The 17,678-nt window shown below is 73.5% G+C and carries 10 protein-coding genes and 1 pseudogene; all 11 read left to right on the forward strand.

Translation table 11 applies throughout. The features are described 5' to 3' along the window. The first annotated feature begins 336 nt into the window (after positions 1-336). The 11 genes and pseudogenes from CFW40_RS04330 to CFW40_RS04380 all read left to right on the forward strand — a co-directional run bounded on the left by CFW40_RS04330 (position 337) and on the right by CFW40_RS04380 (position 17,672). A complete protein-coding gene (locus tag CFW40_RS04330) occupies positions 337-1,347 on the forward strand; it encodes an iron ABC transporter permease (RefSeq protein ID WP_088796537.1) in 1,011 nt (336 codons plus the stop codon). Continuing rightward, the gene (locus CFW40_RS04335) at positions 1,344-2,420 is read left to right on the forward strand and encodes an iron chelate uptake ABC transporter family permease subunit (protein WP_088796538.1); all 1,077 of its coding nucleotides are present in this window, start codon (positions 1,344-1,346) and stop codon (positions 2,418-2,420) included. Before CFW40_RS04330 ends, CFW40_RS04335 begins: the two co-directional genes overlap by 4 nt. Continuing rightward, complete coding sequence (locus CFW40_RS04340; RefSeq protein ID WP_088796539.1) at positions 2,417-3,229, forward strand: ABC transporter ATP-binding protein; 813 nt, start codon at positions 2,417-2,419, stop codon at positions 3,227-3,229. The genes CFW40_RS04335 and CFW40_RS04340 overlap by 4 nt, the downstream gene beginning before the upstream one ends. Positions 3,230-3,285: 56 nt before the next feature. Then, a complete protein-coding gene (locus tag CFW40_RS04345) occupies positions 3,286-4,299 on the forward strand; it encodes an ABC transporter substrate-binding protein (RefSeq protein WP_088796540.1) in 1,014 nt (337 codons plus the stop codon). Between the two features lie 98 nt (positions 4,300-4,397). After that, positions 4,398-5,587, forward strand: a pseudogene (locus tag CFW40_RS04350) (acetyl-CoA carboxylase biotin carboxylase subunit family protein). Next, positions 5,584-7,401, forward strand: coding sequence for an IucA/IucC family protein (locus tag CFW40_RS04355; RefSeq protein WP_256331605.1), 1,818 nt, complete (start codon positions 5,584-5,586; stop codon positions 7,399-7,401). Before CFW40_RS04350 ends, CFW40_RS04355 begins: the two are co-directional and overlap by 4 nt. Beyond that, positions 7,398-8,714, forward strand: coding sequence for an MFS transporter (locus CFW40_RS04360; protein ID WP_088796541.1), 1,317 nt, complete (start codon positions 7,398-7,400; stop codon positions 8,712-8,714). Before CFW40_RS04355 ends, CFW40_RS04360 begins: the two co-directional genes overlap by 4 nt. Continuing rightward, positions 8,702-10,480, forward strand: a complete 1,779-nt coding sequence (locus CFW40_RS04365) for an IucA/IucC family siderophore biosynthesis protein (RefSeq protein ID WP_088796542.1) — start codon at positions 8,702-8,704, stop codon at positions 10,478-10,480. Before CFW40_RS04360 ends, CFW40_RS04365 begins: the two co-directional genes overlap by 13 nt. Further along, positions 10,477-11,724 (forward strand): type III PLP-dependent enzyme, encoded by a 1,248-nt coding sequence (locus CFW40_RS04370; RefSeq protein ID WP_088796543.1) that lies wholly within the window; start codon positions 10,477-10,479, stop codon positions 11,722-11,724. The genes CFW40_RS04365 and CFW40_RS04370 overlap by 4 nt, the downstream gene beginning before the upstream one ends. Positions 11,725-11,957: 233 nt before the next feature. Continuing rightward, positions 11,958-13,190, forward strand: coding sequence for an NAD(P)/FAD-dependent oxidoreductase (locus CFW40_RS04375; protein WP_088796544.1), 1,233 nt, complete (start codon positions 11,958-11,960; stop codon positions 13,188-13,190). 141 nt (positions 13,191-13,331) lie between these two features. Beyond that, positions 13,332-17,672, forward strand: a complete 4,341-nt coding sequence (locus CFW40_RS04380) for a bifunctional nitrate reductase/sulfite reductase flavoprotein subunit alpha (RefSeq protein WP_088796545.1) — start codon at positions 13,332-13,334, stop codon at positions 17,670-17,672. The last annotated feature ends 6 nt before the right edge of the window (positions 17,673-17,678 follow it).

Here is a 17,678-nt window from a genome sequence, read left to right on the forward strand (position 1 = left end):
GGCGCTCCTCAGGCGGGCAGGACGGCGGGGCCTCCCCCTCAGAAAAGCACATCGCCCCAAAAGCTCCATCGATGAGCTTTTCGCGCAACTCGCCACCTCCCTCCCCCCTGTACGCGAGGAGCGCGGCACGGGGATCGCGGTGATTCACCGGAGTGAGCGGGGGCGGGGGTGGGTAGATCACCCCAGGTCGGGGCCTTACGAGGGCCCATCGGCGGATATCCGCCCGACAAAAAGGACAGTTGACCGGTTAACACTTCCGCGGTTGCAGGATTAGGTATGCCTAACCTAATGTAACGACGCGTGCCGACGTTCAAACCACCTGCCACTGCACCCCCTGTGCCCGATGCGCGTCCCGCCGCGAACCTCCTGCGGCGCGTCCCGCTGTTCGTGGCCGGGCTCTGCGCTCTGGCGGCCTGTGCCGCCCTGAGCCTCGCCCTCGGTGCCCGGTCCGTACCGCTGTCCACCGTGTGGGACGCGCTGTCCGGCGCCGTCCACGGACGGGATGCCCTTGTGGTGACCGGACTTCGGCTGCCGCGGACCGTGGTGGCCCTCGCGGTCGGCGCGGCGCTCGGCGTCGCCGGTGCGGTCGTCCAGGGCGTCACCCGCAACCCGCTCGCGTCCCCGACGACGCTCGGCATCAACGCCGGCGCGGGCTTCGCGGTCGTCACCGCGATCTACGCACTGCAGCTGACCCGCCCCGAGCAGTACGTCTGGTTCGCGTTCGCCGGAGCCGCGGCCGCCGCACTGTTCGCCCAGGCGCTGGCCCGGCGCGCCGGTGATCTCGACCCGGCGCGGCTCGCGCTGGGCGGCACCGTCCTCCAACTCGTCCTGGTCTCCTGGACCTCGACGGTCATGCTGGCCAGCAAGCGGTCGCTGGACGAGGCCCGGTTCTGGATGGCCGGTTCACTGGCCGAGCGCCCGCTCTCGGTGCTCTATCCGGTGCTGCCGACCCTGGTGCTCGGCCTGCTCCTCGCGCTGGTCCTCGCCCCTGCCCTCAACGCGCTGGCGCTGGGCGACGATGCGGCGCAGGCGCTGGGCGTGCGCGTGACCCGGATCCGGGTGGCCGGCGGCCTGACCGTCGTCCTGCTCGCCGCGTCGGCGGTGGCGGTGGCCGGTCCGCTCGCCTTCATCGGACTGGCCGCACCGCACCTGGTCCGCCAGCTGCTGCGCACCTCCGACCACCGAGTCGTGGTGCCCGGCTGTCTGATCGCCGGTCCCCTGCTGCTGCTCGCCGCCGACATCCTCGGACGGGTCGTCATCCGGCCGTCCGAGCTGCAGGTCGGCATCATCAGCGCGTTCCTCGGCGCGCCGCTGCTGGCGCTGCTGGCCCGGAAGGTGGCCCGATGACCGACCTCGCACGGGACGAGAAGCCGCTCGGCTCGCCGTCCCCCGCTCCCTCCCCCGCCCCCCGACGCCGGCCCACGGTCCGCCGGACCCTGCTGCTCGCCCTCGCCGGCCTCGTGGTGCTCGGCGCGCTGGTGACGGTGTCGGTGGCCAACGGCGATATGCCGCTGCCGCCCGCCGATGCGGCCTTGGGCCTGTTCGGGATCGGTGATTCCGCCACCGTGCTCGTGGTCCAGGAGTTCCGGGCCCCGCGGATGGTCGCGGCCATCGTGGCGGGCGCGGGCCTGGCGGTCGCCGGTGCCCTGCTGCAGCGGCTGTTCCGCAATCCGCTCGCCTCCCCCGATGTGATGGGGGTGACCGGCGGAGCCTCGTTCGGCGCGGTGGCGATGCTGGCCGCCGGGGCCTCACAGGCGCTGATGCCGCTGGCCGCCCTCGGCGGCGGGCTGCTGGCCGCGGTCCTGCTGGGGGTGTTCGGCTGGCGCGCCGGGGTCAGCGTGACCCGCCTGGTGCTGGTCGGTCTCGCCGTCCAGGCGGGGCTGTCCGCGGCGGTGAGCTTCATGGTGGTCCGCTTCCCCACCGAGCTGGCCGGTTCGGCCCTCCAGTGGACCACGGGGTCGGTGTACGGGCGGACCTGGACCGAGGTGTGGTCCGCGGGCGGGGCGATGGCCGTGGCGCTGCTCGCCGCCTTCGTGCTGCAGCGCCGGCTCGCGGTCCTCGACCTGGGCGACGACTCGGCGGGCGCGCTCGGTCTGCGCACCCACACCGCCCGCCTGCAGATCCTGGTCGTCGCCATCGTGCTGGCCTCGCTGGCCGCCGCGCTGACCGGGCCGGTCGCCTTCGTCGCGCTCGCCGTCCCGCACATGGTGCGGTTCCTCGCCGGGCCGCCGACCGCCGGGACGCTGGCGCTGTCCGGCCTGGCCGGTGCGGTCCTGCTGCTCGCCTCCGACCTCGTGGCGCAGTACCTGCTGCCGGTCGGCGGGCTGCCGGTCGGCGTGGTCACCGCCACGCTGGGCGCACCGTGGCTGCTGGTGTTGATGATCCGTCAGAGCAGTTCCGTCAACAGGAGTGTCCGATGACCGCCAACCAGCTCTCCACCCAGGGACTCGATCTGCGCTACGGCGACCGGCTGATCGTCGGCGGCCTCGATCTGGTGCTGCCCGGCGGCGCCGTCACCGCGATCGTCGGCCCCAACGCCTGCGGCAAGTCGACGCTGTTGCGCGGGCTGACCCGGCTGCTGGCGCCGTCCGCCGGCTCCGTGGCGCTGGACGGCTCCGACATCCACCGGATGCCGGCCAAGGCGCTGGCCCTGCGGATGGGGCTGCTCCCCCAGCAGCCGGTCACTCCCGACGCGATCACGGTCGAAGCGCTGGTCCGGCTGGGCCGCTACCCGCACCAGCGGCTGCTGAGCCCCTGGTCGACGGCGGACCAGCAGGCGGTGGAGGAGGCGCTGCGGCGCACCGGCACCCTGGAGCTGCGCGACCAGAGCGTCGACCGGCTCTCCGGCGGCCAGCGGCAGCGCGCCTGGATCGCGCTCGCGCTGGCCCAGGACACCGAGCTGCTGCTGCTCGACGAGCCGACCACCTTCCTCGATCTGCGACACCAGCTCGATGTCCTCGATCTGGTCGCCGCACTGCACTCCGAGGCGGGCCGCACCGTGGTGATGGTGCTGCACGACCTCGGCCAGGCGGCCCGGTACGCGGATCACCTCGTGGTCCTCAAGGACGGGCAGCTGGCGGCGGCCGGCGCACCGGCGGACGTCCTCGACGCGGAGCTGGTCAAGTCCGTGTTCGACGTGGACTGCCGGGTGATCCCCGACCCCGAGACCGGCACCCCGCTGGTCGTCCCCAAGGGCAACGCGAAACGGCACACCGCCGTCTCCGCCTGACCCGGCCTCCTCCACGGCCTCTCCCTTTCCGCTCCCCCTCAGGAAGTTGAACCCTCATGCTGACCAGATCCACCCTCCACGGCGCCGGCCGGCTGCCGGCCGCGCTGCTCTCCGTCGTCCTGGGCGCGGGCGCCCTCACCGCGTGCGGTGGCGGCACCTCCTCGGGCGGCGATGACGCGGCGAAGAGCGGCGCCGGCTTCCCGCGCACCGTCAAGAGCGCCATGGGCGGCGACGTGAAGATCCCCGCCAAGCCCCAGCGCGTGGTCGTCCTGGACACCGGTGAGCTCGACGACGTCGCCACGCTCGGCATCAAGCCCGTCGGCGCGGTCTCGCCGCACATGAAGACCGAGGGCGGCTTCCCCACCTACCTCAAGGACGAGATCGGGGGTGTCAAGGACGTCGGTCCGCTGCTGGAGCCGAACCTGGAGAAGATCATCGCCCTGAAGCCCGACCTGATTCTGTCCTCCAAGGTCCGGCACGAGAAGATCTACGACAAGCTCCGGCAGATCGCGCCGACCGTCTTCACCGAGACCACCGGCGGCCCCTGGAAGGCCAATCTCAAGGTCCATGCCAAGGCGCTGGGTCTGGAGAAGGAAGCCGACCGGAAGCTGAAGGAGTACGAGAGCCGGGCCAAGGCGCTGGGCGAGGCCATCAAGAAGAAGTACCACGGCAAGATGCCGTCGGCGTCCGTGGTGCGCTTCGTCGCCGGCCCGACCCGCCTCTACCAGAAGTCCTCCTACAGCGGTGTGGTCCTCGACGACATCGGCCTGGCCCGGCCGAAGTCGCAGAGCTCGACCGACCCGGCCAAGACGATGCTGGACGTCAGCCCCGAGCAGATCGACAAGGCCGACGCGGACCTGGTGTTCGTCACCACCGCGGACACGCCGAGCAAGACCCAGCAGAAGGACGTCACGTCCAACCCGGTCTGGAAGGACCTGCCGGCCGTCAAGAAGCACAAGGTCATCAACGTGCCCGACGAGACCTGGATGTCCGGCATCGGCATCCAGGCCGCCGAGCACATGCTCGCCGACGTGGCGAAGGCCACCGGGGTGCCGCTGCCTAAGGGCTGACCCCCAGGGGTGGCCCCTCCCCACCGGGGGCCACCCCCTCCCCCTCTCCTGCCCCTCTTGTTTCCCCGCACCCCCCTCGACCCCTAAGGGGCCCGCTCATGCGGATGTATCTGCTCGCCCTCAACCCCACCGACTCGGTCACCGAGGGGTTCCTGCCCGCTGCCGCCCGCCTCGGCCTCGACGTCACGATCCTGACGGACCAGCCACCGGCGCACCGGGAAGTGTCCCCGCAGACCGAGGTCCTGGAGTGCGACGTCCGTGACTTCCGTGCCGTCATCAACCGGATAGCCACCCACCACCGCCCCGACGCGGTGTTCACCAACAGCGACCATCTGCAGACCCAGGCCGCCCTGGCCGCCGACTACTTCGGACTGCCGGGCAAGGACTGGCGGGCCGCGCTGCGCGCCAAGAACAAGGGCGAGATGCGGCGCCACCTGGCCGCCGCGGGCCTGGACGCGGTGCGCTCCATGGAGCTCGCCCCCGGCAGGACCCGTCCGCGTTCGCCGCAGCCGACCTGCCCTACCCCGTGGTCCTCAAGCCCCGCGAGGGCGTGGCGAGCGAGGACGTGATCCTGGCCGGGGACGCCGAGGAACTGGTGACGCTCGCCAAGGAGATCCAGGCGCGGCGCCCTGACGCGGCGCTGCTGGCCGAGGAGTTCCTGGCCGGCGAGCTGTACACGCTGGAGACGCTGGGCGACGGCCGGGTACGGCATGTCCTGGGCGGTTTCCACACCACCATGTCCGCGCCGCCCGTCTTCATCGAGGAGCGGCTGGACTTCGTCGCCGCCCCGCCGGAGCCCGTGGTCGCCCAGGTGTCCGCCCAACTCGACGCGCTGGGCGTCGGGCTGGGCGCCGCTCACACCGAGTTCGTGGTGCACGAGGGGCGGGCGCGGCTGATCGAGGTGAACTACCGCGTCATCGGCGACCAGTGCGACCTGCTGCTCGCGCAGCTCCTGGGCATCGAGCTGTTCGAGCACATCCTGCGGGCGCATCTGGGCGAGCCGCTGCCCGCGGACCTCGGTGCCCGGCGCGACGGCGCGGGCCGGGTGGACTACCCCCTCGCCGACCGGGCGGGCACCCTCACCGCGGCGCCCGCCGCCACCGACCGGACGGTGGACGGCGTACGGCTCTCGTACCGGCCGCTGCGCGACCTCGGTGAACGGCACCCGTACTACGGCACCAACCGCGACTACATAGGCGTGCTGCGGGTCACCGGCACCGACCGTGGCGCCGTGGACCGGGTGGCGGACGACTTCGTCGCCGCGGAGCGCTGGGAGATCACCCCATGAACCCCGCACTCGCCACCGCCGAGGCCCCCGTCGCGCACCGGACCGACGACCCGGCCGGCGCGGACGAAGAGACCGAGCTGCTGGTGCGCGTCCTGGGTGCGCTGTTGCGGGAGGACGTCGTCGGCCTGCGCACCCGCGGCACGCTGCTGGAACGGCCGGACGGGCACTGGCTGCGGCTCCCCGCGGGCCCGGCCGCCGGCGCCCTGCTGCTGCCGCTCGCCGAGGACGGCTACCAGAGCACGTACACCGCCCGGCTGCCGCTCCTGGTCCGCGAGTCCGACGGGGCCAGGCTGACCACGCTCGACGAGGCCGTCACCGCGCTGCGCGACCTCGCCGACCCGGCCGACCAGGGCGGCTTCGACGCCCTCGCCGAGGAGTGCCGCCAGACCCTGGCGACGATGCGGCTGCACACCCGGACCCGGGACGAGGCCGACGCCGCACTGACGAACCTCCACGGCAGCGATCCCGGCGCCTGGCAGGGGCTGGCCGGCGGCCTGGGGTACGACACACTGGCCGCCCGGACCGACCACCCCGTCTACCCGACCGCCCGCGGCCGCTCCGGTCTCGACGAGGGCCAACTCCGCGCGTATGCACCCGAGTTCCGTCCGGAGTTCGCGCTGCGCTGGCTCGCCCTGCCGCGTGCGGCGGTCACCGTGCCGGGTGGCACGGCGGCGCTGCCCGACTGCTGGCCGACACCCGGGGAGCTGGGCCTTGGCCACCTCGACGAGAGCCATCTCGCCCTTCCCGTCCACCCGTTGTCCCTCGGCGATCCGCTGCACGGCGCGCTGCGCCGGACCGGTCTGGAGGGCGCGGCGGTGCTGTCCGACCGCGAGCTGCTCACCGCGGTTCCGACGCTGTCGATGCGGACCGTGGCACTCGATGCCGACCCGCGGCTGCACCTGAAGCTGCCGCTGGCCACCGCCACGCTGGGGCTGCGCAACCGGCGCACCATCAAGCCGGGCACGCTCGTCGACGGCGCGGCGGGCCAGCGGCTGCTGGAGACCGTGCTCGCCCGCGAGCCGCGGTTCGCCGCCACGGTCCTCCAGGCCGACGAGACCTGCTACGCGCACGCCGGTGACGAGCTGCTGGCCGTGCTGTGCCGCCGCTACCCGGCCGGCCTGGACCACAGCGCCGTCGTGCCGATGGCCGCGCTGCTGAGCCGGGCGCCGGGCGGGCGGCTGGTGATCGACCACCTCGCGGACCGCTTCTACGGCGGCGACCCGCTCGCCCTGCTCGATGCCGCTCTCACGCTGCTCTTCGACTGGCAGACCACCCTCTTCGGCTACGGCATCGCGCTCGAATCGCACCAGCAGAACATTTCGCTGGTGCTGGACCGGGCCGCCGGCGGCACCCGGCTGCGGCTGCTGTTCAAGGACAACGACGGGCCGCGCATCAACACCGTCCGCCTGCGGGAGGCCCTGGGCGACGACGCCCCGGACCCGGCCGGCTTCGCCGACCCGCGGATCTTCGCCGGGAGCGACCGGCCGGTGCTGGACCTGTTCACCACCATCACCGTCCACCTGTGCGCGGGGTCGTACGCCTTCGGCCTCGCCCGGCACGGACGCGCCCCGCTGGCCCGGCTGCTCGGCCAGGTCCGCGACCGCCTCGCCGAGGCCGTCGAGCGGCTGGGCACCGGGCCGCACGAGCCGGGCGCCGCGCTGCGCGCCCACGTCCTGGACGCGCCGGAGCTTCCGGTGAAGGCGATGGTCAGCGCCGGGACGCTGCTGTCCAAGGAGCGCTCGGGGGCCGCCGACATCAACAAGCACTACACCACCGGACCCAACTACCTGCTGCCTACGGGGGCTTCCCGATGAGCACCGCCACCTCCCGCCGGACCGAGCCGGCGGTCGTCGAGACCAAGGCCCCGCCGGCCCTCGCGCGCCGCCAGGTGCACGCCGTGGCCGGCTGCTACTTCGTGGCCTCGTTCGCCGCCCTCGGCCTGCCGCCATACCTCACCGAAGTCCTGCCGGAACTGGGCGACGGCGCCGCCCGCTGGGCCGGTCTGCTCTATGTCGTCCCCACCCTGTTCGGCGCCCTCGGCGCCCCGCTGTGGGGGCGGCTGGCCGACCGCTTCGGCCGTAAACGGCTGCTGCTGCGGGCGCAGTTGGGGCTGGCGACGGCGTTCCTGCTGGCCGGCTGGGCCGACTCGCTCGCCACGTTCGCCGCGGCGCTGGTCGTCCAGGGCGTCCTCGGTGGCACCTTCGCCGCGTCGAACGGCTATCTGGGGGCGGCCCTGGAGGGCCATGCGCTGTCCCGGGCCCTGACGCTGATGCAGGGCAGTGCGCGGGCGGCGCTGGTCTTCGCGCCGATCGTGGTCGGCGCGCTGACGCCGTGGCTGTCGCCGCACCGCCAGTACGCCCTGCTGGCCGTACTGCCGCTGGCCGCGGCCCTGATGCTGGCGAAGCTCCCGGAGCCGGACGCCGCCCCGGTCGGCGCGGTGCAGGGGGACGGTACCGCCCCGGGTGCCGAGGTCACGGAGCCGGCCGAGGCGGTGCCGGCCGGACGGGGGCCGGCCGGACCGGGGCCGGCCGGGTACACCCCGGACGCCCGCCCGCTGCGCGCCCTCTACGCCCTGGAGTTCGCGTTCGTCTTCTCCACCGTCATCTCCTTCCCCTACCTGATCTCCCTCATCTCCCAGCAGCTGCCGGGGACCGGGCCGCTGGTGTCCGGTGTGCTGTTCGCCCTGCCGCACCTGTGCTATCTGGTCGCGGCGATGGGCGTGCACCGCGCCTTCCGCAACCGCCCCCGGACCGGGATCGCCCTCGGCTTCGGCTGTATAGCGGCCGGGCTGGCCGGGCACGGCCTCGCCGGCTCACTCACCTCCTTCATCGCCGTACGCCTGGTGCTGGGTGCCGGGCTCACCCTCGGCCTGGTGTGCCTGTCCGTGCTGGCCGCCGACTGCGCCAAGGGCCGTGCCCCCGGCGGGCTGTTCGGCTCGATCGAGTTCTTCTCCAAGGCCGGCGCGGTCGCGGCGGGCGTGGCGGCCACCGCCGGCAACGACTGGTTCGGTCCGGTCGCCCCGCTGCTGACCGGCACCGCGATAGCCGTGGTCACCGGACTCGCGACTGCCGCCCCCCTCCTCGCCCGTACTCTCCGCACCCGCAGGAGCCCCCGATGCCCTCGCTGACCAATTCGCCCGGCACCGCCCCGGTGTCCGCCGCCCCCACCGGCCTGCCCACCGCCGACCAGGCCGTGGCACACACCCTGCTCAACTGTCTGCTGCGGGAGGTCTCCGGCCCCGAGCACCAGACCGCCGTCGACGACGGGCGGCTGCTGATCCGGCTGCCGCGCCGCGGTGTGCTGCTGCGGGTCGCGCTGCGCCGTACCTCGCTGCTGGGCGCGCACCGCTTCACCGGCCCGGTGTCGGAGCAGACCGACGGCGGCTGGGCGGAGGTCGGCTGGCGGCAGCTGGCCGAGTACGTGCGCGCCGAGCTGTCGCTGCGCACCGGGGTGCACAACGAGGAGTTCCTGGCGCAGATCGCCTCCAGCCACCAGGCCGTGTCCGCCGCACTTGCGGCCCGTGTGGAGGCTCCGGCCGTCGGGGAGTACACCGCGGACGACTGGCAGGCCGCCTACGTCTCCTCCGAGCAGTCGCTGCTCCTGGGCCACCGCTTCCACCCGACCCCCAAGGCCCGCACCGGCGACCCCACCGCCTGGCAGTCCTACGCCCCCGAGACCGGGGCTGTCTTTCCGCTGCTGCTGCTCGCCGTGCGCGAGGAGCTGATCGCCGAGGAGGGGTCCGGCGACGGCGCCACCGCCCCGCTGGACGCGCTGCACGCCGATGTCCCGGAGGGCTACCGGCTGCTGCCCGTCCATCCCTGGCAGTACGAGCTGCTGCGCGACCACGCGGGCCTCGCACAGGCGCTGGAGCGCGACGACATCCGCGTCCTGGGCAGCAGCGAGACGCCGTTCGCCGCCACCGCGTCGGTGCGCACGCTCTACGACGGCGACACCTTCCTGAAGTTCAGCCTGAACGTCCGCATCACCAACTGCCTCCGCAAGAACGCCAGTTACGAACTGTCCGGGGCGGTGGCCCTCACCCGGCTGCTGGCGCCCGCGCTCACCGATCTCGCCACCCGGTTCCCGGGCGCCGCGGTGCTCCGGGAGCCCGCCTACCGCAGCCTCGCGCTGCCCGGCGCGGACGGCCGCCCGGACACCGAGCTGCTGGAGGGCTTCGGCGTCATCGTCCGCGAGGGCCTGTCCCAGCGGCTGCTGCCGGACACCATCCCGCTGCTGGCGGGCGCGGTCGCGGACGAGTACTCCACCAGCCCCGCGCACATCTCCCGCCTCCTGGACGGCGCCGGTCCACAGGCCGCGCTGGAGTGGTGGGCCGCCTACCTCAACCTGCTGGTGCCGCCGGTGCTCGCCGCCTACTTCGACCACGGTCTGGTGCTGGAGCCGCACCTGCAGAACGTGCTGGTCTGCGTCGACGGCGACGGGATGCCCGCGCAGGTCCTCTTCCGCGACCTGGAGGGCACCAAGCTCGTCCCCGAGCACCACGCCGACCTGCTGGCCTCGCTGCCCGAGCAGGTCGCGGCGCCGATGACCTACGATGCCCAGCGCGGCTGGGACCGGGTGGTGTACTGCCTGCTGGTCAACCACGTCGCCGAAATGCTCGCCGCGCTCGCCGACCTGCACCCGGACACCGAGACCGAGCTGTGGGCACAGGTCCGCCGCACCCTGCAGACCCACGCGGACCGGTACGGCTGCCCGCCGCGGCTGGCCGCCCTGCTGGCCGGCGTCCCGCTGCCCGCCAAGGCCAATCTGCTCACCCGCTGGGAGCGCAAGGCCGACCGTGAGGCCGGCTACGTCCTGCTGCCCTCGCCGCTGGCCGAGGCCGTTCTGTCGGGCGCCGTGCGTACCGACGACACCTCCCCCTGGAGCGCCCGATGACCACTCCCGCCCCCGCCCTCACCCCGTGCGTCCGCGACCGCGCCCTGGCCCTCGCGCCCGGGGAACTGCCCGCCTACCTCTACGACCTGACGGCGCTGCGCGCGCATCTCGCCGAGGTCCGGGCCGCGCTGCCCGAACGCGTCGAGCTGTACTACGCGGCCAAGGCCAACCCGGAGCCGGAGATCCTGACGGCGCTGCGCCCGTACGTGGACGGCTACGAGGTCTCCTCGGGCGGCGAGCTGGCACACGTCGGCAAGGCCGTGCCGGACGCGTCGCTCGCCTTCGGCGGCCCCGGCAAGACGCCCGCCGAGGTCACCCAGGCGCTGGAGCTGGGTGTGGCGCGCTTCCACGTGGAGAGCGTCTACGAGCTCCACATGCTCGCGAGCCTGGCCGCCCGCCTGGCTCCGCAGCGCCGGATCGCGGTGCTGGCCCGGTTCAACCTGCCGGTCGACGACGGCTCCCTGGACGGCAGTTCGCTGGCCATGGGCGGCCGCCCCACCCCCTTCGGCCTGGACCCCGGTCAGGCCGGTGAGGTCGTCGCCCTGCTCACCGACGGCACCTACCCGCAGCTCGAACTCCGCGGCATCCACGCCCACCTGGCCAGCGGCCTGGAGGCACCGGAGCAGCTCGCGGTGTCCGAAGCCATCGTGAAGTGGGCCGCCGACCTGGCCGCACATCACCGGATACCGCTCTCCGAGGTGACCATCGGCGGTGGCATGGCCGTCGACTACGCCGAGCCGGAGCGCCGGTTCGACTGGGCGGCGTACGGTGCGGGCCTGGCCCGGCTCGCCGACGCCCACCCCGGCTTCACCCTGCGCATCGAGCCCGGTCGCGCGCTGACCGCCTACTGCGGCTGGTACGCCACCGAGGTGCTGGATGTGAAGCACAGCCACGGCGAGGAGTTCGCCGTGGTCCGCGGCGGCACCCACCATCTGCGCACGCCCGCGACCAAGGGCCACGACCAGCCCTGCACGGTGCTGCCGTCCGAGGCGCCCTGGCCGCACCCCTGGCCGCGGTCGGCCGCGCAGGGCGACCGGGTCTCCGTCACCGGACAGCTGTGCACCCCCAAGGACGTCCTCGCCCGCAACGTCCCGGCGCCGGGGCTGCGGGCCGGTGACCGGGTGGTGTTCGGGGTGGCCGGCGCGTACGCCTGGAACATCTCGCACCACGACTTCCTGATGCACCCGCGCCCCGGCTTCCACTTCCTCGGTGCCGCGGAGCCCGGTGCGGCCGGGGAGGTCTGAGTGCTGCGCCCCGACGAGGTCCGGCGCGGGCTCGCCGCGCCGAGTGGCGCGCCGACGGTGTCCGGGCCTTCGTCGTGGGCGAGGACCGCGATCTGACGGCGCGGGCGCTGCGGGGACACCTGGAGCGGAGCGCCGGGCGGGGCTGACGGCAACTCCTTCGGCGGTATCCGCCCGTGCCCGGGACGGGTAACTGATGACCGGGTAACCGATCGTCCGAAGGAGCTGAGCGGGACATGGCCCAGAACACGGCATTCATCATCGCGGGAGCGGGGCTGGCCGGCGCGAAGGCCGCGGAGACACTGCGGGCGGAGGGCTTCGACGGCCCCGTGGTCCTGCTGGGTGACGAGCACGAGCGTCCCTATGAGCGTCCGCCGCTGTCCAAGGGCTACCTCCTGGGCACCTCCGAGAAGGAGAAGGTGTACGTCCACCCGCCGCAGTGGTACGCCGAGCACGACGTCGATCTGCGCCTGGGCAACGCCGTCACCGCGCTCGACCCGGCCGGCCACGAGGTGACCCTCGCCGACGGCAGCACGCTGGGCTACGCCAAGCTGCTGCTGGCCACCGGCTCCACCCCCCGCCCGCTGCCGGTGCCCGGCGCCGACCTCGACGGGGTCCACACGCTGCGGCGCCTGGCGGACAGCGACCGCCTCAAGGAGGTCTTCCGCTCCGCGTCCCGGGTCGTGGTGGTCGGCGGTGGCTGGATCGGGCTGGAGACCACGGCAGCGGCGCGGGCGGCCGGGGCGGAGGTCACCGTGCTGGAGTCGGCGCCGCTGCCCCTGCTGGGGGTGCTGGGCCCCGAGGTCGCCCAGATCTTCGCCGATCTCCACACCGGGCACGGCGTCGCGCTGCGCTGCGGCGCCCAGGTCACGGAGATCACCGGCACGGACGGTGCGGTGGACGGGGTACGGCTGGCCGACGGCACCCGGATCGCGGCCGACGCGGTCATCGTCGGCATCGGCATCACCCCCAACAGCGAGCCGGCCGCCGCGGCCGGGCTCAAGGTCGACAACGGAGTCGTCGTGGACGAGCGGCTGTGCTCCTCCCACCCGGACATCTACGCCGCCGGCGATGTCGCGAGCGCCTACCACCCCCTCCTGGGCAGGCACCTCCGCGTCGAGCACTGGGCCAACGCCCTCCACCAGCCGCGGACCGCCGCCCAGGCCATGCTGGGCCGGGAGGTCCGCTACGACCGGCTGCCGTACTTCTTCACCGACCAGTACGACCTGGGCATGGAGTACACGGGGTACGTCGGCCCGGAGGGCTATGACCGGGTCGTCTTCCGCGGCGACACCGGCGCCCGTGAGTTCATCGCCTTCTGGCTGTCCGGCGGCCGGGTGCTGGCCGGGATGAACGTCAACGTCTGGGACGTCACCGATCCGATCCGGGCCCTGGTGGCGAGCGGGCGGGCCGTGGACCCGGAGCGGCTCGCCGACACGGACGTATCGCTGGACGCGCTCGTCCCCTGAGCGGCGGCCGCCGGCCGTTCTCACGGGGCGCGGCCGGCGACTGTGTGGCCGCCGTAACGACGGGTGATCACCAGGCGTGACACCCGGTTAACGGGCGATTCCTACCGTGGGCGGAGCATCCGACCACGAAGGGGACCGCCCGTGACCGCACCGGAACCGCCGGCCGCCAGCAGCACGCAGGTGCGGACGGCATGCTCGTACTGCGGCGTCGGCTGCGGGATCGTGCTGGACGTGGCGACGGGCCCGGACGGGCGGCGGACGGTCCGCAAGGCGACCGGTGACAAGGCCCACCCGGCGAACGGCGGGCGGCTGTGCACCAAGGGCGCGACCAGCGCCGAACTGCTCGCCGCGCCGGGGCGGCTGTCGAGTGCCCTGGTGCGCGCGGACCGCGGCGACGAGCCGGCGGCCGAGACGATGGACACCGCGATCAAGCGGACCGCCGGGCGGCTGCGCGAGATCGTCGACACGCACGGCCCGGACGCCCTCGCCCTCTACGTCTCCGGGCAGCTGACCCTGGAGGCGCAGTACGTGGCGAACAAGCTCGCCAAGGGCTTCGTCGGCACCCGGCACATCGAGTCCAACTCACGGCTGTGCATGGCGAGCGCGGGCAGCGGTTACAAGCTGTCGCTGGGCGCGGACGGCCCGCCCGGCTCGTACCAGGACTTCGAGCACGCCGAGGTCTTCTTCGTCATCGGCTCGAACATGGCCGACTGCCATCCGATCCTCTTCCTGCGGATGCGGGAGAGGGTGAAGGCGGGCGCCAAGCTGATCGTGGTCGATCCCCGGCGCACCGCCACCGCCGCCAAGGCCGATCTGTTCCTGCAGATCGCGCCGGGTACGGACCTGGCGCTGCTCAACGGACTGCTGCATCTGCTGGTCGAAAACGGCGCCATCGACCAGGAGTTCATCGCCGAACACACCGAGGGCTGGGAGGCGATGGAGGACTTCCTGCGGGACTATCCGCCCTCGGTGGTCTCGGAGATCACCGGGATACCGGAGGCGGACCTCCGGCGGGCCGCCGAGTGGATCGGCGCGGCGGGCGACTGGATGAGCTGCTGGACCATGGGCCTGAACCAGAGCACCCACGGCACCTGGAACACCAACGCACTGATCAACCTGCATCTGGCGACCGGTGCGATCTGCCGCCCCGGCAGCGGCCCCTTCTCGCTCACCGGCCAGCCCAATGCGATGGGCGGCCGCGAGATGGGCTACATGGGCCCCGGCCTGCCCGGCCAGCGCTCGACGCTGGTGCCCGGCGACCGGGCCTTCGTCGAAGAGCTGTGGGGCCTGGAGCCGGGGACGCTGCGGGCCGACAAAGGGGGCCAGGGGACCGTCGAGATGTTCCGGCGGATGGCGGACGGGGACATCAAGGCGTGCTGGATCATCTGCACCAACCCCGTCGCCTCGGTCGCCAACCGCCGGACGGTCATCGAGGGGCTGGAGGCGGCCGAGTTCGTCGTCTCGCAGGACGTCTTCGCGGAGACCGAGACCCATGCGTACGCCGATGTGGTGCTGCCGGCCGCGATGTGGGCCGAGTCCGAGGGCGTGATGGTCAATTCGGAGCGCAATCTGACGCTGGTGCGGCAGGCCGCCGATCCTCCCGGCGAGGCCTGGCCGGACTGGCGGATCATCGCCCGCATCGCCTGCGAGATGGGCTACGAGGACGCGTTCGGGTACGAGTGCGCGGAGGAGATATTCGAGGAGATCAAACGCGCCTGGAACCCGCACACCGGCTATGACCTGCGCGGGGTGAGCTATGAGCGGCTGCGGCACACGCCCGTGCAGTGGCCCAGCGCTTCCGCCGACGGCCCCGACCGCAACCCCGTGCGCTACCTCAACGACGGCACCAGCCAGACCCTCCGGGAGCGGCCGGACGGCACCCGCCCCCGGCTGTCCTTCCCCACCGCCAGTGGCCGGGCCGCCTTCTTCGCCCGTCCGCACCTGCCGGCGGCCGAACTGCCCGACGACGACTTCCCGTATGTGCTGAACACCGGGCGGCTGCCGCACCAGTGGCACACCCTGACCAAGACCGGCAAGGTCGCCAAGCTGAACAAGCTCAACCCCGGCCCCTTCGTGGAGCTCCATCCGGACGATGCCCGCACGCTGGGCATCGCGGAGGGCGACCCCGTCGAGGTCGCCTCGCGGCGCGGCCGGGCGGTGCTGCCCGCCGTACCGACCGACCGGGTGCGGCCCGGGAACTGCTTCGCCCCGTTCCACTGGAACGACCTGTTCGGCGAATACCTCAGCGTCAATGCGGTCACCCATGACGCGGTCGACCCGGTCTCCTTCCAGCCCGAGTTCAAGGTGTGCGCGGTGTCGTTGGCCAAGGTGGCGGGCGCGGCGGGGCACGGGCCGGGTGGGGCGGGCACGGCGCATACGGACGGCGCGGAGGCGGCCGGTGCCGGACGGGACTCGGATACGGGCCGGGACTCCCGTCAGGGACCGGACTCGGATACGGGCCAGGGCTCCCGTACGGGCCAGGAATCCGGTACGGGCCAGGGTCCCGGCGCCCAGGGGGCGGTGGCGGTGCTGGCCGACGTGTTCCAGCTCGGCGGCGGTGCCCCGCCGGAGCTGGCCGACCACGAACGCCGCTACCTGTCCGGCTTCCTCGCCGGGCTGGGCTCCGGCACCACCGCCGGCACGCCCGTCCTGCCCTCCCACGCCCCCTTCGCTCCGGAGCGCGCGCTCTGGGTCAACGGCGTGCTGGCCGGGATGTTCTCGCGGGCACCGGACACCCGGCCGGCGACGGCGGCGAGCCCGGCGGACACCGCGGAAGGGGCCGACGCCCCGCCCGCCCGTACGGTCCTGGTCCTGTGGGCCTCGCAGACCGGCAACGCGGAAGAGGCCGCCGCCGACACGGCCCGGCGGCTGCAGGGCAGCGGGCGGGAGGCGACGCTGCTGAGCATGGCCGACAGCGCACCGGCCACCCTGCCCCGCGGCGCCGATCTGCTCCTGGTCACCAGCACCTTCGGCGACGGCGACGCCCCCGACAACGGGGCGGGCTTCTGGGAGACCCTGAACGCGCCGGACAGCCCGCGGCTGGACGGTGTGCGCTACTCCGTCCTCGCGCTGGGCGATTCCTCGTACGACGACTTCTGCGGCCACGGCCGCCGCCTCGACGCCCGGCTCGCCGAGCTGGGCGCGGAGCGGCTGGCGCCGCGCACGGACTGCGAACCGGACTACGAGCAGCCGGCGGAGCAGTGGCTCGACCAGGTCCTCACGGCTTTGGAGTCCGGCACGGAGCAGGGCGACGAGGCGGGCGAAGAGGCGGCCACCGGCACCGCCGGGCCCCAGGCCCCCGCGGCTCTCGTCCCCGGGGCCACCCCGGCTCCCGCCGCCCCGGCCCCGGCCCGCCCCTCCAAGGCCGCGCCCGCCACCGTCCGCCTCGTCGGCAATCAGCTGCTCAGCCGCCCCGGGGCCACCAAGGAGGTACGGCAGTTCACCTTCGACACCCGCGACGGCGACGGCCCGCCCCTGGACTACGAGGCCGGCGACGCGCTCGGCGTGCTGCCGCGGAACTGCCCGGACCTCGTCGCGGAGTGGCTGGCCGTCACCGGCCTCGATCCCGCCGCCGCCATCGACCTCGCGGGCCTCGGTACAGTGCCGCTGGGCGAGGCCCTGCACCGCCATCTCGACATCGCCCGGATCACCCCCGGGCTCCTCCGGCTGATCGCCGAACGCACCGGTGACCGGGTCCTGAAGAAGCTGCTGCGGCCGGACAACAAGGGCGAGCTGGCCCAGTGGGCCTGGAGCCGGCAGGCCGTCGACGTCCTCGCCGAACACCCGGTGCGGGCCGGTGCGGCGGAGTGGGCGAACGTCCTCACCCGCCTGCAGCCACGGCTGTACTCCATCTCGTCGAGCCCGCTGACCGACCCCGCCCTGGTCCGGCTGACGGTCTCCGTGGTCCGCTACGAAAACCGTCAGGGCCGCCCGCGCAAGGGCGTCGCCTCCACCTTCCTTGCCGATGCCGAGCCCGGGTGCCCGGTGCCGGTGTTCGTCCAGCGCGCCGCCCACTTCCGGCCGCCGGCCGATCCGGCCACCCCGATGGTGATGGTGGGACCTGGCACCGGCGTCGCGCCCTTCCTCGGCTTCCTCGAGGAGCGGCGGGCCCGCGGCCACCGCGCCCCCAACTGGCTCTTCTTCGGCGAGCAGCGCCGGGCCACGGACTTCTACCACGAGGAGGCACTGGGCCGGCTGTGCGATGACGGGCTGCTCACCCGTCTGGACACCGCCTTCTCCCGCGACCAGCGCGCCAAGGTCTACGTCCAGGACCGGATGCGCGAACACGGCGCCCAGCTGTGGTCCTGGCTCCAGGACGGCGCCCATTTCTATGTGTGCGGCGATGCGTCCCGGATGGCCAAGGACGTCGACCGTGCGCTGCGGGACATCGCCGTCGCCCACGGCGGCATGGCGGAGGAGGCGGCGGCCGGCTACGTCAAGCAGCTCGGGGCCGAGAAGCGCTATGTCCGCGACGTGTACTGAGGGATC

The sequence above is a fragment of the Streptomyces sp. 2114.4 genome, from assembly GCF_900187385.1.
GTDB classification, from domain to species: domain Bacteria; phylum Actinomycetota; class Actinomycetes; order Streptomycetales; family Streptomycetaceae; genus Streptomyces; species Streptomyces mooreae.